This window comes from Streptomyces sp. NPDC030862, from assembly GCF_055571835.1.
Genome location: NZ_JBVIEN010000001.1, coordinates 729818 through 754720, shown reverse-complemented (window position 1 = coordinate 754720; position 24903 = coordinate 729818). Strand labels below are relative to the sequence as shown.

14 protein-coding genes are annotated in these 24903 nt (G+C 70.2%); 3 read left to right on the top strand and 11 right to left on the bottom strand.

Annotated features, from left to right (window positions below; translation table 11 throughout):
* Positions 1-10: 10 nt before the first annotated feature.
* On the bottom strand, positions 11-1996 hold the full coding sequence (locus ACZ42X_RS03415; RefSeq protein ID WP_468283768.1) for an N-6 DNA methylase: 1986 nt from the start codon (positions 1994-1996) through the stop codon (positions 11-13).
* Between the two features lie 179 nt (positions 1997-2175).
* Between ACZ42X_RS03415 and ACZ42X_RS03410 the strand changes: the two genes are divergently transcribed.
* Both ACZ42X_RS03410 and ACZ42X_RS03405 read left to right on the top strand, forming a co-directional pair.
* Positions 2176-3114, top strand: a complete 939-nt coding sequence (locus tag ACZ42X_RS03410) for a serine/threonine-protein kinase (protein ID WP_468283766.1) — start codon at positions 2176-2178, stop codon at positions 3112-3114.
* 115 nt (positions 3115-3229) lie between these two features.
* Positions 3230-4843, top strand: a complete 1614-nt coding sequence (locus ACZ42X_RS03405) for a serine/threonine-protein kinase (RefSeq protein ID WP_468283764.1) — start codon at positions 3230-3232, stop codon at positions 4841-4843.
* Positions 4844-4885: 42 nt separating this feature from the next.
* On the opposite strand, the gene ACZ42X_RS03400 is transcribed toward ACZ42X_RS03405, so the two are convergent.
* Both ACZ42X_RS03400 and ACZ42X_RS03395 read right to left on the bottom strand, forming a co-directional pair.
* Complete coding sequence (locus ACZ42X_RS03400; protein ID WP_468283762.1) at positions 4886-5416, bottom strand: hypothetical protein; 531 nt, start codon at positions 5414-5416, stop codon at positions 4886-4888.
* Positions 5417-5488: 72 nt separating this feature from the next.
* On the bottom strand, positions 5489-8035 hold the full coding sequence (locus ACZ42X_RS03395; RefSeq protein WP_468283760.1) for a GmrSD restriction endonuclease domain-containing protein: 2547 nt from the start codon (positions 8033-8035) through the stop codon (positions 5489-5491).
* Between the two features lie 529 nt (positions 8036-8564).
* On the opposite strand from ACZ42X_RS03395, the gene ACZ42X_RS03390 reads away from it, so the two are divergent.
* The gene (locus tag ACZ42X_RS03390; RefSeq protein WP_468283758.1) at positions 8565-13976 is read left to right on the top strand and encodes an AAA domain-containing protein; all 5412 of its coding nucleotides are present in this window, start codon (positions 8565-8567) and stop codon (positions 13974-13976) included.
* A 109-nt stretch (positions 13977-14085) separates the two neighbouring features.
* Here ACZ42X_RS03390 and ACZ42X_RS03385 read toward each other — a convergent pair whose 3' ends face one another.
* The 8 genes from ACZ42X_RS03385 to ACZ42X_RS03350 all read right to left on the bottom strand — a co-directional run bounded on the left by ACZ42X_RS03385 (position 14086) and on the right by ACZ42X_RS03350 (position 24818).
* Positions 14086-14322: a hypothetical protein gene (locus tag ACZ42X_RS03385; RefSeq protein ID WP_468283756.1), complete on the bottom strand. Its 237-nt coding sequence runs from the start codon at positions 14320-14322 to the stop codon at positions 14086-14088.
* Positions 14323-14449: 127 nt separating this feature from the next.
* Positions 14450-17302 carry an NHLP bacteriocin export ABC transporter permease/ATPase subunit gene (locus tag ACZ42X_RS03380; protein WP_468284124.1) on the bottom strand — a complete coding sequence of 951 codons (2853 nt, stop codon included), beginning with the start codon at positions 17300-17302 and terminating at the stop codon, positions 14450-14452.
* A gap of 28 nt (positions 17303-17330) precedes the next feature.
* Positions 17331-19559 (bottom strand): NHLP family bacteriocin export ABC transporter peptidase/permease/ATPase subunit, encoded by a 2229-nt coding sequence (locus ACZ42X_RS03375; RefSeq protein WP_468283754.1) that lies wholly within the window; start codon positions 19557-19559, stop codon positions 17331-17333.
* On the bottom strand, positions 19556-20362 hold the full coding sequence (locus ACZ42X_RS03370; RefSeq protein ID WP_468283752.1) for a hypothetical protein: 807 nt from the start codon (positions 20360-20362) through the stop codon (positions 19556-19558). Before ACZ42X_RS03370 ends, ACZ42X_RS03375 begins: the two co-directional genes overlap by 4 nt.
* Before the next feature lie 101 nt (positions 20363-20463).
* Positions 20464-20685 (bottom strand): type A2 lantipeptide, encoded by a 222-nt coding sequence (locus ACZ42X_RS03365; protein WP_361415603.1) that lies wholly within the window; start codon positions 20683-20685, stop codon positions 20464-20466.
* 428 nt (positions 20686-21113) lie between these two features.
* Positions 21114-21974 carry a geranyl diphosphate 2-C-methyltransferase gene (locus ACZ42X_RS03360; RefSeq protein ID WP_468283750.1) on the bottom strand — a complete coding sequence of 287 codons (861 nt, stop codon included), beginning with the start codon at positions 21972-21974 and terminating at the stop codon, positions 21114-21116.
* 76 nt (positions 21975-22050) lie between these two features.
* Complete coding sequence (locus tag ACZ42X_RS03355; RefSeq protein ID WP_468283748.1) at positions 22051-23334, bottom strand: family 2 encapsulin nanocompartment cargo protein terpene cyclase; 1284 nt, start codon at positions 23332-23334, stop codon at positions 22051-22053.
* A gap of 53 nt (positions 23335-23387) precedes the next feature.
* A complete protein-coding gene (locus ACZ42X_RS03350) occupies positions 23388-24818 on the bottom strand; it encodes a family 2B encapsulin nanocompartment shell protein (protein ID WP_468283746.1) in 1431 nt (476 codons plus the stop codon).
* Positions 24819-24903: the final 85 nt, after the last annotated feature.

Genomic DNA, 24903 nt, shown 5'->3' with positions numbered 1-24903 from the left:
GCCCACATGGTCACGAGAGGCGCCCCGCGACCAGCCGGTCGCTGAGGTCCCGGACCAGGCCCGCGCCGAGTCCTGCCAGTCCTGACACGAGGGATTCGAATTCCTTGACCGTCCTGAAAGCCTGGCTGTAGTTCCGTTGTTCCTCCAGCGGCAGTTGCAGCACCTGTAGTTTGCGCACGTCCACCCGCGAAGAGCTGGACGCATGCGTACCCGCCTGCCGGCCGTTCGACGGAGCGCGCAGGCAGCCCGCGAGGAAATGGGCGTCGAGTCTGTCCGGGGCGACACGCAATGCGTACAGCTGGGGGCCGAGAGCGGTGGGCGGCCCTTGGTGCACCCAGGCGTTGAACGCACGCGCCACACCAGCCACCACCACATCCCCTGGCTCGGCGACCGCCGCCGCCTCGTCCGCCGGCAGCCACCCGCCCGGCTCACCGCCCATCAGCAGGTCCGGCACGGTCAGCAGCGGTACGTCTCCCACCGTCGGCGTCCCTTTCCGTACCGCTCCGTCCGTGGGCTGCTGGCCGCCGCGAAGCACCAGCGCTCCGGCTCGGGCGAGGTCACCCACGGTGGTGGTCGTGTGTCGTCCGTCCCGCCCGTCCATGTCCAAACCGGACAGAGCCCTGCCCGTCTTCTGGACGTCGGCGAGCAGGCCGGCGAACCGGCTCCACGAAACGGCCAGATCGTGCCCGGCGGCTTCACTCCCCGCGGCCACGTGTCGGCCCGGTGTGAGGTCGACCTCGTCGTCCAGCAGGTCGATCAGCGGCACGCGGGCCACCTGCTGTGGCAGAGCGACGCCCGGGTCGTCCAGGGCTCCGAGGGCGGATCGTACGAGGCTGCCGAGCGCCTGCCAGTCGGGTGCGCCGGACTCGCGGCTCCCCGCTCCCCTCACGTGCTCCACCGTGTCGACGAGCAGTACTCCCTCGCTACCGGCCGACGCGGGCCCGGCCTGCAACACCCACAGATGGAGTGAGACGCTGTGTGGCTGGGCGGTACCCGGCGGAAGCGCGATCACCGCGCGCAGCAGGCCCGTCCGCAGGAGCGCCCCCCGAATACGACGGCCGGCCTTGCGGGAGGCCACGGCGGGTGGGAGGAGCAATACCGCCGCGCCCCCCGGCCGCAGACGTGCGAGGGCATGCTGGACCCAGGCGAGTTCGGGTTCCGTACGCGGCGGCAGCCCGTGGGTCCATCGGGGGTCGGTGGCCAGCTCCTCGTAACCCCAGTCACGTTCGTTGAAGGGCGGGTTGCACAGCACGACGTCCGCGACGAGATCGCAGAAGGGATCCGCCAGCAGGGAGTCCCCGACCCGCACCTCGGATGTCGCGCGCGTGTCACGGGTCTCGTACGTGAGGCGAGCCGAGGATAGAGCAGCCAGGGCGGGATCCCGGTCGCAGCCCAGAAGTTCCACGGGGTCAGCCCCATGGGCCCGCGCCGCGGCGAGGAGCAGATGCCCCGACCCGCACGCCGGATCGAGCACCGTCAGCTGCTCGGTGGAACGATTCACCCCGACGAGCAGCGCGACTTCGGCCATCAGGGCCGCGAGTGCCGGAGGGGTGGTACTGACCTGCCGGACATGGGCGTCGAGCCACCTTTGGAGCAGGAAGTCGTAAGTCTCCTTCGGGCCCTCCCGCCGGCCCAGGCGGGCCGCCTCGTTCACCAGTTCACAGGCCTGTGACGACAGTCCGAAGCTCGCCGGGGTCCGGCCACCGGCCATCCGTCGGCCCACCGCCGCGATGGCCAGCGCTGTCTCGTCCCGGCTGCCGAGCGCCTCGAACCGTGGCCAGAGCAGCTCGCGGCCTCCGGTGTCCTTGAGTTTGTCGTTCGCCCGCAGCCACTCCTCGACCTCCGCGAGCGAGAACTGCGGGCTGACGTCCGTACCACCGATCCGTTCGGGGAACGTGTCATGGCGGCGCCGCCAGTTGCTCACTGCGGCGCGTCCTACCCCCGCGATCCGTGCGATCTCGGCGAGGGTGACCGGTACAGCCTGGGCTGAGGGCATCGAGAGCTCCGGGTCGGGTGTCGGCGGGTGGTCAGAGCGGCGACCGTCTGAACCAGCGTGGGGGCGCCAGGGCACGCCACTCCGTATCAATGGCAGGCTACTACGGTCATTGACTTTGTTCACAGGCCGGCAGGTGTTCGTGGGGCCGTTGTGGAATCCGTGTGAAGGACGGTGTGGGTGTGATCGCTTCGTCGGCTGTACTGGGGGACCGCTACCGACTGGAGCGCCTCCTGGGGCGTGGCGGGACGGGCAGTGTCTGGCAGGCGAACGATCTGCGACTGGCGCGGCCGGTTGCGGTCAAGACGGTCCTGACCGATCTGCCGACCGACACGAAGGAGTGCGCGCATGCGATGCGGCGCTTCCGGCGCGAGGCCACGGCGGCAGCCTCCCTGGATCACCCCAACCTCACCACGGTCCACGACGCAGGTGTCACGGGTGACATCTGGTGGCTCACCATGCAGCTGGTCGAGGGAGCAACGCTCGACCTGGTACTCGGTGAGCAGCCCGATGAACGGATGATCACGACCTCCGCCGCCGCCGTGGCGGCGCAGCTGTGCGCCGGGCTGTCCGCAGCCCACGGCGCCGGGCTCGTCCACCGGGACCTGAAGCCCGAAAACGTGATGATCCGCCGCGACGGCATGGTGAAGATCCTCGACTTCGGACTGGTGAAGATCGTTGCCGACGGGGCGACCCGCCTCACGCTCACCGGTGAGCAGCTGGGCAACATCGTCTACGCCTCCCCCGAGCTGCTGTCCGGGGTCGCCACGATCGACGGGCGCAGCGACCTCTACAGCGTGGGATGCCTGCTGTACCAGCTGCTCGCGGGCGTCCCGCCGTTCCCGCCCGCGTACCCCTCTCTGCTGCTCCACAGGCACCTGAACGAAACGCCGCAGCCGCTCTCCGCGCACGGGGTCCGCGTGCCCGGCTCGCTCCAGGAGCTGCTCGACGGCCTGCTCGCCAAGGACCCCTCCGACCGCCCCGGTTCGGCGGCAGAGGTGTACGCGTCGCTCGGCCCGTTCCTCCCTGTCGCCGACCACCAGACCGCCATCGGGAGGTCCTTCGCGCCGGAGGATCCCTGTCGGCCGTTCGTCCTCCCACAGGCGCCCCACCCGCTGTGACCTCCTCCGCACGGACGAAGTGAGAGAATCATTGGACTCGGTGCAGTGCCGATGACGGGTAGGTGTCCGCGCGGCCGGGCAGGGCGCGCGGGCGTGGGTGAGCTGGGGACGGGTTGTGCAGCGGGCGATCCTGGGGCGCTACGAACTGGTGGAGCGGCTCGGCCACGGCGGCATGGGTGAGGTCTGGGCTGCGCACGATGAGGACCTCGATCGCACCGTGGCCGTGAAGCTGCTGGCACCCAGGGGTCAGGGCAGCGCGCTGAGGACTCTTGAGCAGCGCTTCCTGCGCGAGGCGAGGCTCACTGCCCGACTCGTGCATCCCGGCGTCCCGGTCATCCACGATCTCGGCACGCTGGACGACGGCCGGCTCTACCTGCTCATGGAACGGGTGCCGGGTCACACGCTGTCCGCCCTTGTCGCGCGGGACGGACGTTTCACCGTGGAGCGTGCCCTGGACGTTCTCGCCCAGACGGCCGACACGCTTGCCTATGCGCACGGGCAGGGAGTCATCCACCGGGACCTGAAGCTCTCCAACCTGATGCTCACCCCGACAGGGCGGGTCAAGGTCCTCGACTTCGGCATCGCGGCCGCGCTGAACCCGGACCAGGACGAGGAGCGTCTCACCGGGACGCACGCCACGCCCGGAACGCCCGGGTTCATGGCCCCAGAACAGGCGCAGGGCCAGGCGACCGAGCGCAGCGACCTGTACGCCCTTGGCTGTGTCGTGTACGAACTCCTCGCGGGGGTTCCGCCCTTGACCGCCGCCAACCCCCTGATGTTGGTGTACCGGCATATGCACGACTCCGTCCCGCCGCTCACCAGCCACCGCGCGCACGTGCCGGCCCCGCTTGCCGAGCTCGTACTGCGGCTACTGGCCAAGAACCCGGATGAGCGGCCCGCGTCCGCCGCCGAGGTGCGGGACCTGGCCCGGACGTGGTCCGAGGAGCCCCCCGTCGTTCCGGGGCCGGGGGCAGCCGCCGACGGCCGCTCGACCGCCGCATCTGTAGCCACCCCTTCGGGTGGCGGTACTCGCCCGAAGCCGACGCCGAGCGGGATGGCGCGCCGGGATTCCTTGAGTCGGGCAGCGGTGCCCGCACAACCGATGGGCGGGCAGCGCCCCGCCCTGCCCCGGCATGGCCCTTCGCCGGCGTCGTTCCCCGTGGCGTCCCTTCTCGCGGCCCTGACCCAGGCGCGGGAACTGGCGGAAAGCGGTGACCTGGCCGGGGCCGCCGCCCGCGTGACTCCGCTGGTCGGGGACCCCGCGCGGCCGCCAGAAGACGATGTGCACATCGCCGCCCGGCTCGCGTACTTCGAGTACGTACGCCGCTCCGGGGAGCCGACTCGTGCCCACGAGGGATTCGCGGCGCTGATCTCCTTCCTGCAGGGCACACGACCGCCGACCGATCGCGATCTGCTCGCCTGTCGTCTGGGACTGGCCCGCTGCCTCGACGCGCTGGGCCGAACGTCCGAGGCTCTGCGCGCGTTGGAGGATCTGCTGCTCGACCAGTCGCGGGCGCTCGGCCCCGCCGAGCTCACGGTGCTCGGTACGAGGGAGGAGATCGCCGTTCTGGTGGCCCGGGCCGGAGATCATCGTCGTGCACACGACCTTTTCCGCGGCGTGCACGCCGACCTGCGCGCCGTCGTGCCGGTCGACGACGTCAGGCTCACCCGCATTGCGCTGTTCATCAGCCGACTGGAAGGGCTTCTGCAGGGCAGCGAGAAGCCATAGCCGCTGTGCACAGCGTTCGTGATTCATGTCCGGGGAGTGTGATCACACCGTTCCCCGGCCGAAGGCGTTGACCTCCAGTACGACGACCTTGTCCTTGACCGACGCTCCCTCCGCGAGCGAGTAGGTGAAGGATTCCGTCGCCGTCGAGCCGGGGGCCAGGTCTGGTACTTGCGGATGCGTGATGCCCGTGCGATCGCCCGACGCGTTCACTGCCTCCGCCGAGACGTCGAACGTCGTGCGATAGTCGAGCAGGTTCTTTATGGTGAACCGGCACTCGAAGATGTCGCCGCCGTACTCGGGCAGCTTGCATCCGGACACCTGCACCTCGGCGACCTTTCGGCCGGCGGGTTCGTGATCGATGAGGTGGCGCACGCCATCGAAGGCGGTCTGCGGGCTCGGGACGGTACTCGACTCGGCCTGGACTTCGGGGGTGGCTGCGCCGTCGGGCACAGAGGCGTCAGAAGCGGTGCGGGCCGCAGGCTTTGTGGGCTCCGGTGTACTGGAGCAGCCGCTGAGGGCGGCCGCCGTGGCGACGGCCAAGGCGGTGAGACGAAGATGCCGCTTCGGCGTCATGGATTCGCTCTCTTTCGGTGTGGAGGTCAGCACTGAGGAGGGACCGCGGTGTGGGGCCGTCGCCGTGGAACGTCATGTCCTGCGGGCCAGATCCAGCGCCGCCGTGTGCACGAACCACTCCAGCACCGCGCAGATCTCGCCGCTGTGAGTGGCGAAGACCTGCAGAGGGAAGGAAGGCCGCAGCTCCAGCTTGGCCTCGGCGAGCACGATTCCGTCGATTTCGTTGAGACGGTTCAGAAGTTCGCGGCGCTGCTCGGTGTCGTCGAACGGACTGCGGTCCTTGAGGTACTGGAAGACGACCTCGGCGGTTCCCGTTTCCGGGTATAGGGCCAGTGGCCACAGCAGGTGCGGCTGCAGCGAGGTGCCGGCATCGAGCATCGGGAAGCAGCTGGTCTCGTTGTGGCGGCCGTAATCCAGGTAACCGCCCTGACGACGCCAGAAGTCCAGCGTGGTAAGCACGCCCTCGGCGGTGTCCGGGTGGTGCTCCCTGAGCTGCCTCTCGAACCGCTCTGCCAGCTCGGCGTTGTCGGCGTCCGGAAGCGGATCCCGCTGGGAGTCCTGGGGTACCTCCTTGCCGAGCAGCGTCGCCAGCTCTGCCGCGTCGAGCCGCCGTGAGGGATGGGCGCGGCCCGACGCGTCGAAGGGAACGCCTTCGCCCTCCAGCAGCTCCTGCGGCGTGCCTCCCTGGTGGCCGTCCGGCCACCGGAACCCGGCGGAGATCCGCCCGTCCGACGTGAGGACCCGGTACGCGCCGAGCACATCGGGATGGCTGCCGAGGTAGTTGCCCACCGGCACAGGGTGGCTGCCGACGAGCTCGGCGACATCGCCGTACGTGGTCCACGTACCACTCGGCATGGCGACCAGAGCAGCCCGCAACTCCGCCCAGCCGGGCCACTCTTCGCCCACCTTCTTGACGGCACCGACGGGGCCCGGCCACAACTCGACCGCCCGGCCGGTGAGGCGGTCGGCGCGGTCCAGGATCTCCGCCCGGCCCCAGCGTTCGGCAGCGGCGATCTCCTGGTTCATGCGCAAGGCGCTGGAGTCGAGCAGTTCCTGCTTGCGGCGGAACGGGTGGTTGGACAGCTTCGAGTTCTCGCCGGTCAGCGTCAGGTTGCCGAGGGTATGGACCAGTAGGTCGTGCAGCTCCCGAGCGCTCTGGCCGTCCTCCGTCTCCTCGGCGAGCAGATCGAGCCACGACTGCGGCGGCCGCTGCGGCAGGATGTGTTCCACGGTCAACTCGGCCTTGTCGAAGTCGACCGGTTCGCTGCCCCCGTAGCTCTCTTCGAGTCGGCGCAGCACATGGAACCGCTGGTTCGGACGGCCCGCCCAGTAGAAGGGCTTGGTGCGGATGGCCTCGCGCAGGTCCTCGTCGGTCGGCCAGTTCCGCCGGCGGCCGGAGAGGAAGCGGCGTACCGCCTCGGCGGGGGAGCGGTCCTGCTCCAGCTCCCGCGGAGCGTCCATGAAGATGCGGTTCAGGTTGTTGGTGGGGATCTGGCAGATCATGCGGCGCACCAGGTACGACTCCACGTACCGCAGTGCCTGCGCCGCTTCCTCCGCAGTGGTGCGGCCGGAGTCGACGAGGTCCAGGAGGTGCAGGGCCAGCGGGTAGTGGATCTGCATGCGCCACGCCGCCAGCTGCTCCAGGGCGGACCGAAGCGAGGCGGACTGCTCGCGGTGCGGTTCCAGGATGCGCAGCAGCCGCTCGCCACGCTCGGCCAGCAGCTCGACTTCCCGCTGCAGCGCTTGCTCGTCACCGGCCAGGTGCTTGAGACGCTTCTGCTGCTCGCTGTAGATCTCGCTCTGCTTGGCCTTGTGGTGGCCGCGTACGACGAGATCCAGCCATACCAGGAGTTCGAGGTTCTTGGGGCCCAGACGCTGCTGCATCGGCAACCACAGCTCTTGGTACACGCGCTCGCCGCGCTTGGGCAGCAGCATGAAGACGTAGTTGCGCAGCAGATCGCTCTGGCTGAGGCCGACGCCGGTGTTGTTGATCGACTCGAAGATGCGGTAGACGTTGTCGCCCTGTTCGGCCGTGATCTCCACGATCGAAAGCAGGTCCTTCAGGACGGTCTCCACGGCGCTGGGCCACCCGTCGCCCGTGTCCTCCCGGCTCTCGGCGAGCACGCCGCGGAAGAAGCGGTACGCCGCCCCGATGTTGTCCCCTCCACCCGCGAGCGGGGAGGCCTCCACGCAGGCTGTGTACGCGTCCCTGTCCGCCTGGGTGGGCAGCAGCCGGTAGTGGTCGTACCCCTCGTGGAACTCGTTGACCAGGACTTGCCGGTGCACCCGGTCCGCGGACCGCTCCTGGCCGGTGTCCTTCAGGTGGTCGCGCAGCGCAGTGAACGCGAGCATCAGGGTCGTCAGCCGCTGTTGGCCGTCGACGACGAGCCAGCGTTGGACTCCGCCCGCCTGTACCTGTCCGGGGGCCAGAACGACCGAGCCGAGAAAGTGAGGTGCGGCACTCGCGCCGGCCAGCTGTTGTTCGACGAGGTCACGTACATCGTCCCAGAGGCGCACCAGTTGGTCCCTTCCCCAGCTGTACGTGCGTTGGTAGAGCGGGACTTGAAACTGTTTGTCCCCCTGCACGAGCTTGAGGAACGTGATCTCCTGGGCGCGCATGGCGTCTTTTTCCTCCCCGGATGCCCGCGCGGGTGCTTGGCGTCACCACCTTGTACGCGGCAGAGCAAACCCTGGCATCGATCGTGAACTCAGTCAATTGACGGAATGTAAGTCTCCGCAAAGTGGGGGCAGTTCCTCGGCGGCGCTGCTACAGTCGCGCGTGTACTGAGTTCACATGGCGCGGCTGTGGGTGCGTTGAGGCGTGAAGGCTCCGCGCGAAGCGTTTGGTGGACTCCTGAGAGCCGTCCGAGCGGCGAGCCGGCCGTGCGTGGGGTGAACTGTGAACAAGCAGCGTGTCGAGAGCGTCGACGGTGGTATCCACCCCGTGGATACGGCGTATACGTACGCAGACGGGCTGACGGTGCGGGTCGGGGAAGTGAGGCCATACGAGCCCACCGGTGGGCGCACCGACGGGCACCGCCCAGGCGACGATCTCGTCTCGTGCACCGTCTCGCTCACCAACGGTACGGGAGGGAGCTTCGCCCTCGACGGGACTGAACTCCTCCTTCGCTGTGGCCCGAACGGGAAGGTGGCACGCCGGCTCCACAACTACGACTCCGACATCCTGGACAGAGACCTCCAAGGCACCCTGAGACCGGGGAGGACCGTCTCCGTAACGTGGGCGTACAGCATTCCGCCCGGCACCGCCGAGCAACTCGACATCGAGGTCTTCTTCGCCCACGACGACGAGCGGGACGGCGTCACCTTCACCACCGAGACCGGGATAGTGGGCGTTGTGCCTGCCGTGTCCGTCGAACCGCGACCAGCGGCCGCCGCCACCCGCGCGGCCCTGCCCGAACAGAACGTGCTCTTCGGGGACGGGCAACGTTCGTTGTTCAGCCCCGTGGAGGATCCGCCAGCCGAGCCCGCGCCCGAGGAGAGGGTGCGGAACAACGCCGCCGACCACGCCCATGCCGCTGCCGAATCCGGCGCCGCCCTCACCACGGATCACGATGCCGTGAGAGTCCGGCAGATCTTCCAGTTCCTCGCCGCCGCGGAGGACTCCCGTACCCGGCCCGTCCGCACGCTCGACGGGGCGCAGGGCACCGTGTGGTTCACCGACCTCCCCGACGACCCGCACATCGCCTCCGTACTTGAAGGGCCCGTGTCGGCCACGGAGCCGGCCTGGCTGACCGTGGAGCGGCCGCAGCGGGAGGAGCCGCCGGCCCTCCCCGACTGGCTCGCACCCTGGGTGGACACCGAGCGGCTGCGGGACTTCACAGAACGACACGCCCCGCGGCTGCGCCGCCGTATCGAGCCGGACGCGACGCCGCGCACATGGGGCGTCGCCCTGGAGAAGGTGTACCACGACCTCGACGAACACCCCGACAGGGAACGCATCGAAAAGCACTACGCGGCATGGGAGGTCGACTGGCTGGCCTGGGCCCAGCAGCGCCGGGAGACCGAGCCGCTCGTCAAGCTGTACGACCGACTGCACAAAATGCACGAGGACGCCACCAACCTCGGTGAGTCCTACGAATTGGTCCTCGGTGTCGGTCGGCTCACGTGGCAGTCGACCACCGGCGACCGAGTCGAGCGGCACCTTCTGATCCACCGGGCCGCCCTGCACCTGGACCCCCGGACAGGCACCCTCACCGCTGGCCCTGACCGGGGCGCTTCAGGGTTTCGGCTCGAGGAGAACATGCTCGACGCGGAACAGCACGTACAGGCGACCGTACGCGACCAGATCCGCGCATCGCTGGAGCTCGCCTCGGACGGCACTGAAGGTGAACACCTCGATCATCTGCAGACCGCCCTGCGCAGCTGGGTCAACGCCACCCACAGCGCCGGACGGCACCTGCCGGGCGTGGACCGCGCGCGCCCGCACAGCCTGGACGTCCCCATCGTCGGCTTCACCCCCGCTCTCGTCCTGCGCGAGCGCACCCGCCGCTCGACCCTGGAGGCACTGCGGGACATCGCGGGCCGCATCGAGTGCGGCGCCGAGACCACCGAGCTGCTGCGGTACATCGCCGGCGGCGACGGCGCGCTCACCGTGACCGACCGGGAACGCGGTGAATCCAAGGCATCGGGCGAGGTGTACTTCGCGCTTCCGGCCAATGAGGAGCAGCGCACCATCGCCGAACGCCTCCGCGACAACCGGCTGGTTGTCGTCCAGGGGCCTCCGGGGACCGGCAAGACACACACCATCGCCAACCTGGTCACCGACCTGCTCGCGCAGGGCAAACGCGTACTGATCACGAGTCACACGCCCCGTGCCCTGCGCGTCCTGCGCGACAAGCTGCCCGAAACCATCCGGGACCTGTGCGTCAGCCGCACGGAGGACGGCGCGCGCGCCCAGCGTGAACTGGAGGCGTCGGTCCACACCATCCTCAGCCGCCAGGCCGGCTACGACCCCAAGGCGTCCCAGCGTGAGATCGCACTGTTGGAGGCGCGGCTAGCCAACGCGCGCCGGAGCCAGGAAAAGCTGCTCGCGGATCTGGCCGCGCTGCGCGACCAGGAGACACATCACTTCCCGGTCGAGATCGGCGACTACAGCGGAAGCCTCCAGCAGATCGCCGAACGGCTGGCCGAGGAAACCGAGCGCCACGCGTGGATCGGACCGGTTCCGCGAGAACAGCCCGCGCTCACCTCGGCGGAGGCGCTGCGTCTGCTCCATGCCGCCCGAGCCTACGGGCCCGTCGAGCGGGCGCTGGCCGCGGAGGTGCCGGGCCCGGCCGATCTCCCCACGCCCGGCGACTTCGACGAGGCCGTGGCGGCGGTGCGGGCGGCGGAAGAAGCACATGCCGCAGTACGCGACGAGCCGGTCGCCGCCACGTACGACGTGCCGGTCGGCAGGCTCACCGAGGTGGAGCAGGAGCGGCTGGGCCTCGCCCTGGACGAGTTCACCCGGGACCGGGTCGGAGCCGCCGCGAAGGCCGCGGCCGCCGGAGAATGGGCCACCTCCGCGCTCAGCTCCGTCCTCGACGGTGACGACTGGCAGGTGCGCTCCCGCCAGGCGGCCGTCAAGGACGCGCTCACCGCTGTGGACGCAGCCCTCGAAACGCTGGGTGGCGCGCTGGTCACCGGCCTCGAACAGTACGAGCCGGCGACCGCCCTCGGTCTCGCCACCACGCTGTACGACGGGCTTGAGCAGGGGCAGAAGCTGCGCGGCCCTCTGGGGATGCGGACCAAGCTCGCCAAGGCGGTCGGCCCCTTCATCGAGCAGGTACGGGTCGACGGCCGGACGCCGGAGGGCGCGCAGACCGCTGCGAAGCTCCTCGCCCGTGTCCAGATGGAGCTACTCCTCGCCCGGGTCGAGGACGCGTACGCGACCGCGGCCTCCCCTTGGCAGACACACGGCCAGCGTGTCGCCGCGTTGCGCCAGGAGGTCACCCTGCTCGACGCACTGCTCGCCGTCGCCGACGCCCGTACGGAGGTAGTCACCGCGGCGGCGACCTCACCCGAGCTCGCCGCCGCGCCGTGGAAGGAGCCGTCAACCGAGACCGCCGTCCGATCGCTGCTGCGCGTTCGGCAGACCCTCCGAGCGGCCGAACGCTCACGCGACGTGATCTCGACCGCCGGGGAACTGCTCCGGGCCTGGACCGACCGCCCCAACGTCGTTCCCGCCGTGTCCCGCGCCCGCGAGGCGGTCGCCCAGCAGGACCCGAGGGCTTATCGAGAGGCATGTGACCAGCTTGCGGGGGTCCGGGAGGCGGCGCGGCTGCGGGCGGCACACGAAGCGGCGCTCACCGTCGTCCAGGACGCCTTCCCCGCCCTCGCCCAGCGGATCGTGGAGAGTCGTGAGGCCCCGGACTGGGAGGAGCGGCTTGGCCGGCTGGCGGAGGCCTGGGCCTGGTCGGCGTGGAGGGCACGCATCGAACGCCTCACCGACCCGGATGCCGAACGCGCCCTTGGTGCCGAGCTCGCCGTGGCCGACGACGAGATCAGGATCACCCTCAGCAAGCTGGCGGCGGCCCGGGCGTGGCACGGCTCTCTGGCGCTGCTCACCGGCGATCAGACGACCGCGCTGAAGGCGTATCAGCAGGCGGTGCGCCGTATCAAGGGCAAGTATCAGCACCGCTACCGCCGTGCGGCGCAGACCGCTCTGCGCGAGGCGCAGAGCGCGGTACCCGCCTGGATCATGCCGCTGCACCAGGTCGCCGAGACCGTACCGATGGAACGGCCCGGCATCTTCGACGTGGTCATCGTCGACGAGGCAAGCCAGTCCGGACTTGAGGCGATGCTGCTGACGTGGCTGGCGGGCCGCATCGTCGTGGTGGGTGACAGCAAGCAGGTCAGCCCCTCCAACGTGGGCCTCAAGCAGGAGGAGTACTTCCAGCTCCAAGACCGTCTGCTCACCGGTCTGAGCCCGGCCCGCAAGGATCTGTTCGGCCCGGACACCAGCTTTTTCGACCTCACCGAGGCGCTGGCCGGCGGCCGTGGCACGCTGATGCTCAAGGAACACTTCCGCTGCATGCCCGAGATCATCGGCTTCTCCAACGAGCTCTGCTACGACAACCAGCTGCTGCCCCTGCGGCAGTACGGCGCTGACCGGCTTCCCCCGGTGCGCACCGTGTACGTCGAGGAGGGAGCGACCGAGGGCAACGGCGCACAGATGCTCAACCATGCGGAGGCGCGGACTTTGGTGGACGCCGTCGCGCGGTGTTGCGAAGACCCGACGTACGCGGGCCGGTCCATGGGAGTGATCAGCCTGCGCGCCAGCAAGGCCCACCTCCAGGAACTGGAGAACCAGCTCGTGACGCGGCTGTCGTACGAGGAGCGGCAGGATCGCCGCCTGCGCGTCGGGGACGCGGAGGACTTCCAAGGAGATGAACGCGACATCATGTTCATCTCCTGTGTCAACTCCGCGACGACCGCTGGTGGCGGGGTCCCCGGTGGCTACAGCGGCAAGACGTATGAGCAGCGCATCAACGTCGCCGCATCACGCGCCCGTGACCAGGTCTGGGTGTTCCACAGCGCACGCACCGACCAGTTCCACGAGAACGACCTGCGCCGCGCCTATCTGGACCATCTGACCGCACCGGTCGAGGAAGCGGTGGAGACGGTGACCGGCGAGGTGCTGCCCGACCAGCGGCACGAGGCCTTCGAGAACCTTTTCCAGCAGCGGGTGTATGTGGAGCTGATCCGAGACGGCTACCGGGTGCGCCCGCAGTACCGAGTGGGTCGTCACGCCATCGACCTGGTGATCGAGGGCGGCACCCGCCGGCTCGCCGTCGAATGTGACGGCGATTCCCTTGCCGAGGGTGAGGACGCCGCCACCATTGCTGCCAGACAGCGTGATCTGGAGCGCGTGGACTGGACATTCGTACGCATCCGGGGGAGCCGCTTCCATCTCGACCGGGACCAGGCCATGGCGCCGCTCAGGGCCGAGCTGGAGCGGCTGGGTATCGAGCCGGTGACCGCGGCGCCCCGTGAAGAGCCGACACCGGCGGGCGAACACGCGGCGACCGCCCACACGCCCGTCCTTACGGACAGGCGCGCCGACGTCGAGGAGCGTCACGAGCCGCTCACTCGGCACCCCGGCCCCTTCCCGGTACGGTCGGTTCCGGCGAGCTGCTATCAGCGGGTTCTTCGGGAGCTGCGCGCGCTGCAGGAAGCGGTCTCCGCACCGGACGAGACGCCCGCGGATGTAGACGCCGCCAACCTTGTCTTCCTTCGCAAGACCCAGAAGGACCGCCGTACCCGTTTCGAACGACGCATCCTGCATCTGCGCTCGTTCTTGGACTCCGTGGTCCCTGAACCGGAGGCGGGTGCACCGGCCGTCGTCGTCCCGGGCGCGGTGTTCGTGCTCGAACTGGACGGCGAGATCAGTGAAGGGCTCCACACGGTGGCTGAACTGGCCACCGGCGAGGGGGACCATATCTCGCCATCCTCGCCACTGGGGATGGCACTGATGTGGAAGAAGGCGGGTCACCAGGTCGAGTACGTCACAGCTGACGGCCTTACCCGGCGCGCCGTCGTCCGCACTATGCGGGCATGACGTACTTCGGTCAGCGGCTCCCACCCCGGGGCTGCGCCTACGACGCCGCCGGAGCCGCCAGGTGCGAGGTCGCCCCTCGCCCCTGGCGGCTTCCTGCAGCGGGGGCGCGTTACCAGCGGGCGCCGAGGAACTCGCCCTCGTGGTAGCCGCCGCTCGTGATGGAGTCACCGCTGTCGTGCTCCAGGGTGTGGAACTTGCCCTTGCTCCACTCGCCCGACCAGAAGCCTGCCTGGCAGGTGGTGTCGCAGGCGTTGTCGTCGTTGTCGCCGTACGCGGCGGCGGGGACGGTGCCGAGTGCCGTGGCGGCGGCCACCAGGGCCGCGCAGGCGAGAGCCTTCTTGAGCATCTGTTCCTCCGGATCGCAGGGAGCTCCGCCCGGTGAGTCCGGGCGGGATTCGGAGACAGGGGTTCCCCTCGGCCTTCACTTCCGTGCGCGAGGCGGCCCGAAGCCCACTCTTTCGAGGGCGGTCCGGTCAGCTCATCTGACGGTATACCAATTCATGCAAATGGCCCCCGGGTGTCGCCAGCAGGGAGGCCGGCGGCCCCTGTTCCACGATGCGGCCGGCCGACATGACGATCACCCGGTCGGCGTCCATGACCGTGGAGAGCCGATGGGCGATCACCAGGCGCGTGGCGTTCAGGCGGCGCGTGGAGTCGATGACGATGCGCTGCGTCTCGTTGTCGAGGGCGCTGGTCGCCTCGTCGAAGAAGAGGATCCTCGGGCGGCGGATCAGCGCCTGGGCGATCATCAGTCGCTGGCGCTGGCCGCCCGAGATGGCGCCGCCGCCCGCGATCATCGTGTGCAGGCCCATCGGCATGCGCTTGATGTCCTCGGCGAGGCCCGCCATCTCGGCGGCCGCCCACACCTCGTCCTGCGAGAAGGTCTCCGCGCCGCAGATGCAGTCCATGATCGAGCCGGTGAGCGGCTGCGCGTTCTGCAGCACGACCCCGCACTGGCGGCGCACCGCCGCCTGGTCCAGCGCGGCCAGGTCCTGGCCGTCGTACAGGACGCTGCCGGAGGCCGGCCGGTCGAAGCCGATGAGCAGGCGCAGCAGGGTCGACTTGCCGCAGCCGCTCGGGCCGACGACGGCCACGAACTCGCCCGGGCGGATGTCGAGCGACACGTCGTCCAGGACGAGCGGCGCGTCGTCCGCGTACCGGAAGGAGACGTTGCGGGCCTCGATGGCGCCCGACAGGACGCCCGGCTGGGCCGTGGAGCCGCGTACCTCCGGGGCCTCGTCCAGTACCGGCTTGATCTGTTCGAACATGGGCAGCGCGGCCGCCGCCGACACCAGCGCCCCGGTCAGCTGCGTCACCGACGTCAGCAGCATCGTCACGGACGTACTGAACGTCAGGAACGCGCCCGCCGACATCGAGCCCCGCGCCGGGCCCGCCAGCAGCATGAACATGATGAGCGAGCAGAGCGGCAGGTACACCGCGTCCAGGACGGTGGTGATGTTCTTGATCCGGCCCGCCCGCTGCTGCAACTCGCGCGAGCGGGCGAACTCCCGCGCCCACGCCGCGTACGCGAAGCTCTCCGCCGCCGCCACCCGCAGCTTCGGCAGCCCGCGCAGCGTCTGGAAGGCCTGGTTGTTCAGCTTGTTGCCCAGCTCCACCAGCCGCCGCTGCCACCGCACCTGCCACAGCCCGAGCCCCAGGAAGACCGCCCCGATGACCAGCAGCATGGCGACCGCCGCCAGCGCCAGCGGCACGCTGTAGCAGAACAGCAGCACCAGGTTCATGGCGCCGATCGTGGTCGCCTGGAGCGCCACCGGCCCCACGCCGGTCATCACCCGGCGGATCGCGCTGATCCCCAGGGCGGCGCTCGCCAGCTCGCCCGTGGAGCGCTCGGTGAAGAATCGCGTCGGCAGCCGCAGCAGCCTGTCCCACACGGCCGGTTGCAGCACGCTCTCGATGCGGCCCTCCATCCGCAGCAGGGTGAGGTTCTGCAGCAGCATGAACGCCGCGGACACCACGCTCGTGACCATGATCGCCAGCGACACCTGCACGATCAGGCTCTTCTCGGCCGCCGGGACGTACGAGCCGAGCACCTTGCCCGTCGCGATCGGCACCAGCGCCCCCAGGCACACGGTCACCAGACCGGCGAGGGCCAGGTTGCGCACGTCGCCGACGGTGCCGCGCATGCTGAACCGCAGCAGCCCCCAGGGCGACAGCGGCCGGTCGGGCAGCGGGCGGTAGAACATCACGGCACGCGGCTCCAGCTCGGCCGCCTTCTCCGCGCCCAGCCGGATCCGCAGGCCGGACGCCGGGTTCACCGCCTCGTACCGGCCGCGCCGCCACAGCAGCGCCACAGGCGCCCCCGACTTGGCCCAGTGGCCGACGAGCGGCCCCGAGTCCGTGCGCCACCAGTCCCCGTCGAGCCGGACCGCGCGCGTACGGACCCGCGACGCGACCGCGATGCGCTCGACCGGGCCCATCCGCTCGTCGGCCGTACCGTCGCTCCGCACGGCCTCCGCCAGCGTGATCCCCGCCGCCCGTGCGACCCGGCGGCACACGGCGTACGTGGCGTCGTCGCTCGCGCCGCCCCCCGCGCCGGACTTCCGCCCGGCACGGTCCGTGCCGCCGATGGACGCCAGCAGCGCCTGGTCCGCCCGCGCGCGGACGGCCTCACCCGCGCGGATGCCGGCCGCGGCGCGGTCCTCGTGCGCCCGCTCCAGCTGCTCGATCCAGCGGTCCACGGCGGACAGCAGCCGGTACTGCTGGTTGACCATCCGCTGCCACAGCCCGCCGTCCACCAGCAGATCGCCCGCGGCGTCCGCGCTGTACGCGGCCCCGTACTGGACGCTTCCCGGGGGCACCGGCATCCACAGCATGTCGTCGTCGGCGACCGCCTCCCCCTCCTCGGCGGCCGGCCGGCCGTCCAGCGGGGCCTCGAACAGCACGCCCAGACTCCGGGCGGTACCGAGCGCGAAGGCCTGCTCCAGGGGGCTCTGTTCACTGTACGGATCACCGTACGAACCCTGCGGCCCGTACGCATGCGCGCCGTACGGGTCGTACGGGTCGTACGCGCCACCGCCGTACAGCTCCCGCAGTGCGATCCGGCGCAGCGCGCAGTCCTGGGTGGGGCGGCCGACCAGCGTGTGCTGCGGGCCCTCGACGGGGCCCAGGAGCAGGCTGCCGGCCTCCAGTCGGCCCAGGAAGTGCCAGTTGCCCTGCTGCGCCGCGTCGACCGCGAAGAGGTCCAGGCCGCCGCCGACGACCAGCCACAGGACGTACGGACCCTCCAGGTGCACACTGCGCACCCCGGCGCAGTCGACGGGCGTGCCGAGGCCGCCGAGGGCGTGGGTGACCGGGTCGGTCCCCATGACGGAGGGGACGGGGTGAAGGGACACGTCAGCGCTCCCGTACCAGTTCGGCGTACGCGCCACCGGCGGCGATCAGATCCTCGTGGCGGCCGCGTTCGACGACCGTGCCGTGGTCCAGCACCACGATCTCGTCGCTGTCGCGCACGGTGGACAGCCGGTGGGCGATGACGACGCACGCGCAGCCGCGCCGCCGCAGGTTGTCGATGATGACCTCTTCGGTCCGCGCGTCCAGGGCGCTCGTCACCTCGTCGAGGACGAGGATCGACGGCCGTCGCACCAGCGCCCGGGCGATCTCCAGCCGCTGCCGCTGACCGCCCGAGAAGTTGCGCCCGTCCTGTTCGACGCGGCTGTGGATGCCCTCCGGCCGCCGCGCGATGACGTCGTCGTACAGGGCGGCGTCGCGCAGCGCGGCGACGACGGCCTCGTCCGGTATGGAGGGGTCCCACAGGGCGACGTTGTCGCGGACGGTGCCCTCGAAGAGGAAGACGTCCTGGTCGACGAAGGAGACGGAGGCGGCCAGCGCGCTGCGCGGGATGTCCTCCAGGCGCTGTCCGTCGATGCGGATGGTGCCCTCCCACGGGGCGTACAGGCCGGAGATCAGCCGGGAGACGGTGGACTTCCCACTGCCGGAGCCGCCGACGAGCGCCACCTGCTGCCCGGGGCCGACGGTCAGCGAGAAACCGGTCAGGAGCGGCTTGTCGAGCGGGCTGTAACCGAAGGTGATGTTCTCCAACTCCACCAGCCCCTTGAGGCGGCGGGTGCTCGTGTCCGCCTCCACGCGCGCGTAGAGGGTGTCCGCGGGGAAGTTCTCGACGTCCTTGAGCCGGGCCACGTCGGCCGCGAAGTCCTGGATGCGGCCCGCCACTCCGTTGAGCCGGGTGAGGGGCGCGGTGAAGCGCGTGACCAGCGCCTGGAACGCGACCAGCAGGCCGATGGAGATATGGCCCTCCACTGCGCGCAGGCCGCCGATCCACAGGATCAGGGCGCTGTTGAGCGTCGCGAGGGTGGGCGCGACCACCGCGAGGACCGCGCTCGGCACGCCGAGCCGCTGCTGCACCTCCAGGGTGGTGGCGTGCTGCCCGGCCCAGCGGCGGAAGTAGCCGTTCTCGCCACCGGTGGCCTTCATGGTCTCGATCAACTGGAGACCGGTGTACGAGGTGTTCGTCAGCCGCGCGCTGTCGGCGCGCAGCTTCTGGGTGTGGGTCGCGCGCAACCGGATCACTATCCGCATCGCCACCACATTGAGGAGGGCGATCCCCACGCCCACGACCGTCAGTTGCGGGTCGTACGTCCACAGCAGCAGCGCGTACAGGATCACCACGATGCCGTCCACGCCGGCGGCGGCGAGGTCACGCGCGAGCGTCTCGGCCACCGCGTCGTTGGACTGGAGCCGTTGCACCAGGTCGGCGGGGCTGCGCTGGGCGAAGAAGGTCACCGGCAGCCGCATCAGGTGCCGGAGGAAGCGGGCGCTGCTGAGGGTGGAGGAGATGATCCGCCCGCGCAGCAGGTTCGCCTGTTGCAGCCCGGTCAGCACGGCCGTGAGCGCCACCATCGCGGCCATCGACGCGAACAGCGGTGTGAGCACCGAGCTCTGTCCGCCGATCAGGAACATGTCGATGTACGTACGGCTCAGCGCGGGCACCGCCGCCCCGACCGCCACCAGCAGCAGGCTGGCCAGGAGCGCGGCCAGCAGGGTGCCGGTCGTGCCGCGCAGCCGCGCGGGCATGGCGCGCAGCACCCCCGGCCTGCGCCCGCCCCGCCGGAAGGAGGCACCCGGCTCCATGACCAGGGCCACCCCGGTGAAGCTGGTGTCGAACTCCTCCGTCGACACGAAACGGCGGCCCTTGTCGGGGTCGTTGATGTGGACGCCCCGGCGCCCGAACAGGCCGAACCGGCGCCCCATGCCGTCGTAGACGACGTAGTGGTTGAACTCCCAGAAGAGGATGGCCGGCGCCCGCACCTCCGCGAGCGCGGCCGGCTCCATCTGCATGCCCTTGGCCTGCAGTCCGTAGCTGCGCGCCGCCTTCAGGACGTTGCTGGCCCGCGAGCCGTCGCGGGAGACGCCGCACGCGATGCGCAGCTCCTCCAGCGGCACGTGCCGCCCGTGGTGCGCGAGCACCATGGCGAGACAGGCGGCGCCGCACTCCACGGCCTCCATCTGCAGGACGGTGGGCGTGCGGACGGCCTTGGCCTTCGGACCCCTGCCCGCCTTGGGCGCCGGCTGGGCGCGGCGCCGTCCGCCGGTCGCGGCGCTCACGGCAGGAGCCAATCGATCGGGTGCTGCTCGGCGAGATGGACCGAGCCGGTGGCCAGGGTCATGGAGTCGAGGGGGTACGAGGGCCCGTCCGACGTCGACCACGCGTACCCGGTCTTCGTCGAGGGGGACGGCTCCAACCGGACCAGGACCATGACCGGCGGGCCCTGCCGGGAGAACTCCTCACCGAGCTGGCCGCTGCCGAGGAAGGCGGTGATGCGCTGGCGGGTCTGCGCCGTCCGTCCGACCGCCTTCACCCGTCCGCGCAGCACGCCGTACTGCTGCGCCGGTACGGACTGGACGGTGAGGTCCACGGAGGCGCCCACGGGCACGGCGGCGCCGCGGTCGGCGGGGACGTACAACACGGCCATCAGCGGGTCGTCCTCCTCGCCGGCCCGCTCCACCGCCGCGACGTCGGCGCCCGTGGTGACCACCGAGCCGATCGTGGCGACGAGAGCCGTCAGCCGGCCGGCGGCGAGGGCGCGGACGAGGGTGGTGCCCTCCGGGGTGCGCACCTCGACCAGCGGGGCGTCGGCGGCGACGTACTCGCCCTCCTTGGCGCGTACGTCCACGACCTGGCCGGAGACGGGGCTCTGCAGGATGTAGCTGCCCTGCGCGTGCGTGAGGATCCCGGGCGCGGAGAGGGTGGAGGAGACGGAGCCGGTCACGGCCCAGACGGAGGCGGCGATCATGGCGAGCACGGTGACGGTGAGGACGAGCAGTCCCTGCGGGCGCGCGAAACGCACCGGCAGGTCTATTTCCTCCGGTGATTGCAGCTTGGAAAGGGCCTTTTGGCGGAACTGCACGTAACTCTTCCCTCGACTGCACATGTCCGTTTAGGGAGTGAAACAAGGAAAAGCGGGGTGAGCCCCGGAACTCTCCTGTTCCGGGGCTCACTCAGGCCGTCTCAGAGGCCGGCGACGAAGCCGGTGAGAGCCGAGGAGTTGAGGCCGGCGAACGACTCGACGGCGCCGACGGCGGAGGTGGCGACACCGGAGACCGGGGCGATGGAGTCGACCGTCGCGGTCACGTTGGCCACGGCGCTGCCGGCCACGGCGGAGTGCAGGCCACCCGACACGTTGTCGAGGTCGGCGTCGGAGATTTCCTGGGTCTGGATCTGGGGGTTCATGCGGAGGTTCCCTTCACACGGATAACTCGAAAGCACTGCGGGAGATCGGCACTTTGTGCGGAGGCCCGCAGTGCGATGGATCAAAGCACGGGGGCGCGTCGCTCAGCCAATCGGCCGGACGGCGTTCCGAGCGATATCCCGCTGACGAATTACCACCGTGTGCAGGGGTGTTCATGAATTGGTGCCGGGTTCTTCACAGGCCCCTCCGTTCCCGGTGGTCGGTGCGCACGGGCCGAGTGATGCGGAATTGGACATTCCGGCATCAACGCGTCGACCTGACGATGTGTCAGCTGACTGGCGATGGGAGAAGGTGTGACGCCTGTACATTCGGTGTGCAGATTCGCTGGCATCGCGCCATAACGGACGCGAAGAAGCCCCCCGCGGCCCGGGCGACGGCCCGGGCTCCACAGGGGGCTGGTGCGGACCGGTCAGACCCGGTCGGCGGCGATGAGGAGGTAGTGGAAGCTGCCTTCCTTGTACGCGGTGAGGAACGGCTCCTCGATGCCGGTGGCCAGCGACGACTTGGCGCGCAGCTCCCAGTACGGGATGGTCTGCGGCGTCAGGTCGACGACGTTGATCGGCACCAGGTTGTTGGCCGCCAGGGCCTTGAAGTAGGCGCTGCGCGGGTGGATGTTGCAGGTGTAGTGCTCGTCGATGCGGCTGACGGCCTTGGAGCGGCCGCCGGTCACGTCGTTGTAGCAGCCGGTGATGCAGACGTAGCGGCCGCCGAACTCCAGGACCCGCGACACCTCGGCGTACAGCTCGAACAGGTCGACGTACATGGTGGTTTCGTTGGTCCACGCGCCCCGGCGCGAGGCCGTCTCGAAGCGGGTGTCGAGCATGTTCCGGAAGTGGAACCGCACCCGGTCCGAGACGCCGCGCTCCTCGGCCTGCGTGTTGGCGAAGCCGACCTGGTACTCGGAGATCGACACACCGTCGACCTTGCAGCCGAAGCGCTGGTTGGCCATGAGGCTGGTGCCGCCGCGCCCCGAGCCGCAGTCGAGCAGCATGTCGTCGGCCGTGACCGGGCCCAGGTGGTCCAGCAGGACGTCGGCCTGGGCGGTCTCCAGCCGGTGGAGTTCGCGGGTGATGCGGTCCTGGCGCGTGTCCTCCGGCCCCTCCAGCACGGAGGGGTCGTACTCGCCGAGCCCGTAGTGGTGGTGGTAGAGGCCGTCGACCTCACCGAGGCGCAGGTTGACCGGGTCCTGCTGGTTGGTGTTCCAGTACGCGGCGACGGACTTCTGGTACTCCGTGCGCAGCACCTCTGCGGGGGAGGTGGTCGTGGTCATGCCGGATGGCTCCTTGCGATGTGGGGGGAGGGGGAGGAAGGGAAGAGGGGAAGGGAGGGGTGAGTCGGATGCGACGTCAGGCCGCTTCGGCGACGTTGTAGCGGGCGCTGCCCGCGTGCCATTCGCGGTTGCCGCCCACCCAGGCCCACGTACCGGCCAGAAAGCGGCGCAGTTCGGGGGAGCCGGTGACGGAGAGGGCGGCCGCCTCGGCCTCGAAGGTGTGCATCAGCTCGTCGTGGACCTCGACGCTGCGCTCCACCGCCACCTCCATGGAGCACTGCTCCTCGGCCGCGATCAGCATCGGCAGGCTGAAGTCCGTGGGGTCTTCCTTGCCCATCGAGTACAGGTCGTTCATGAGGACCGTCGCCGTGCCGGCCAGGTTGAACGTCCGGCGCACCCGGGGGTCGGAGAACTCAGCCATCGGCACCTCGTAGCCCGCGATGGCGTCCACCAGCACCATGCACGGGATGAAGCTGTTCTCGTGCCGGTGCATCAGGTACTCCCAGACCGGCGGCCGTTGCCCCTTCGTGTGCCACACGCCTTCCTGGCCGTACGCGACGAACATGATGGCCAGCTCGTGGCGGAGGCGGCGCACCTGGGTCGTGGTGGCGTGGTCGTGCAGGTTGGTGAGGGCGGAGCGGAGGGCCATCGCCACCGGGTCCGCGCGCACCACCTGCTCCAGCTCCGGCGCGTACCGCAGCGGGAGCTGGGCCTGGTCGATCACCGAGTGGGCGATGGCGAGCCGTCGGCCCAGCAGGTCGTGCCGGGCCTCCTCCGCCTCCCCGTCCACGTAGTGGTCGTCGACGGCCCACTCCGCCAGCGCGCACTTCGCCGCCGCCAGCAGCCGGTCGGGGTCGTCCGACTCGGGGTGCGCCAGCATCATCAGCCGTCCGAAGTTCGCCGAGCGGACCTTGTCGAGCTGACCGGGGTAGATCCCGATCTCCTCGGCCCAGGAGACCAGCCGTTCGTTGACCGCCTCGCCGAGGGCGGGGTCGTCGCGGAGGGCGGGCGGGCAGTACAGCGTGGGATGCGACCCGGTGGAGGGGGCGGAGGCGGTCTGCCCGCCGGGCGTGGCGGTTCCGTCGTGCGCGGTGGGCGTGGTGGTTCCGGAGGGCGCGGTGGCCCCGCCGGGTGCGGTGCGCCCGGCAGGGGCCGGGGAGCCCTTCGCCGCACCGCCCGCCGGCCCCAGGGACCACAGCCGGGCGGCGGCGGAGCCCAGCCCCGTCGGACCGGTGGGCAGCCGGGGCGCCGGGGGCGCCGACAGCTTCGCGGGCCCCGAGGGCCCGTTCAGCACGGCGCTCACCAGGCCCGCGAGCTCATGGACGGCCGCAGGCGCGGACATCCGGGACAGCAGTGACATCGGCCCGGCCCTCCTTCACCTTCCGGTTCGTTCGCACGCGGCTGCGCAGGCGGCTACGCACGCGGACGGACCTCGATGTTCTCGAGGATGCCGATGGCGTCGGGGACGAGGATCGCGGCCGAGTAGTAGGTGCTGACCAGGTACGAGATGATCGCCTTCTCGTCGATCCCCATGAACCGGACGTTGAGGCCCGGCTCGTACTCGTCCGGCAGCCCCGTCTGGTAGAGGCCGATGACACCCTCGTTGTCCTCGCCCGTACGCATCGCGATCATCGAGGACGTCTGGTGCTCGGTGATCGGGATCTTGCCGCAGGGCAGGATCGGGATGCCGCGCCACGCGGGGATGTGGTGGCCGCCGATGTCCACGCTGCCGGGGTTCACGCCCCGCTTGGTGCACTCCTTGCCGAACGCGGCGATCGCGCGCGGGTGGGCGAAGATGTACTGCGTGCCGCGCCGCATGCTGATCAGGTCGTCGAGGTCGTCCGGGGTCGGCGGACCGGCGGGGCTCTGGATGCGCTGGTTGTAGTCCGTGTTGTGCAGCAGCCCGAAGTCCGGGTTGTTGACCAGCTCGTGCTCCTGGCGCTCGCGCAGCGCCTGGATCGTCAGCTTGAGCTGCTGCTCGGTCTGGTTCATCGGCTTGTTGTAGAGGTCGGCGACCCGGCTGTGCACCTTCAGGATCGTCTGCGCGACGCTCAGCTCGTACTCGCGCGGCTCGAGTTCGTAGTCCACGAAGGTGGTCGGCAGCGGCGGCTCGCCCTCGTGGCCCGAGAGGAAGCTGATCTCCACCTCGCCGTACTTGTTCGTCGGCCGGTGCCCGTTGGAGGTGAGCCCCTGGACGTGGTCGCGCAGCGTCTCGTACTGCGACGCCACCGTCTTGTACGCCGACTGGGGGAGCGTCAGCACGGTGGTCGTGGTGAGGGCGCGGACCGAGAACTCCCACTTGGCGTCCGCGGCGCCCGCCAGCACCCGGCCGCCGAAGGAGTCGCCGTCGGCGAGCATGCCGAGACGCGTCTCGGAGTCGTCGTACTTGCCCTTGCCGACCTTCTCCACCTTGCCGTGCGCGATCAGGAAGACCGTGTCCAGCTTGCGGCCCGCCTCGACGAGGACCTGACCCGGCTCGTACGTCTTCTGGACGAACTTGTCCGCCAGCGCCGCGAGGGCGGTCGGGTCGTTGAACCCGCGCAGCAGCGGCAGTTCACACAGCTCGGCCGGGACGACCTGCACCTTGGAGCCGGTCTGGACGAAGGTGACGCGGCCGTCCCCGACGGAGTACGACAGGCGGCGGTTGACCCGGTAGGCGCCACCGGGGACGTGCACCCACGGCAGTTTGCGCAGCAGCCAGCGCGAGCTGATCTCCTGCATCTGCGGTTCGGACTTGGTGGTCGTGGCGAGATTCCGCGCGGCCCGCGTGCTGAGGCTGAGCTGGACGCTCTCCTGGGTGAGGATCTGCGGCGGCTCGGGAGCGGGACGTGTCTCGACGGCCATGGAGGGCTTCCCTTTCGTATGGTGATCCGCCTGGCTCCTCATGGCGGGCACCGACCCGACTCCACCAGGCGTCATCACGCGTAGT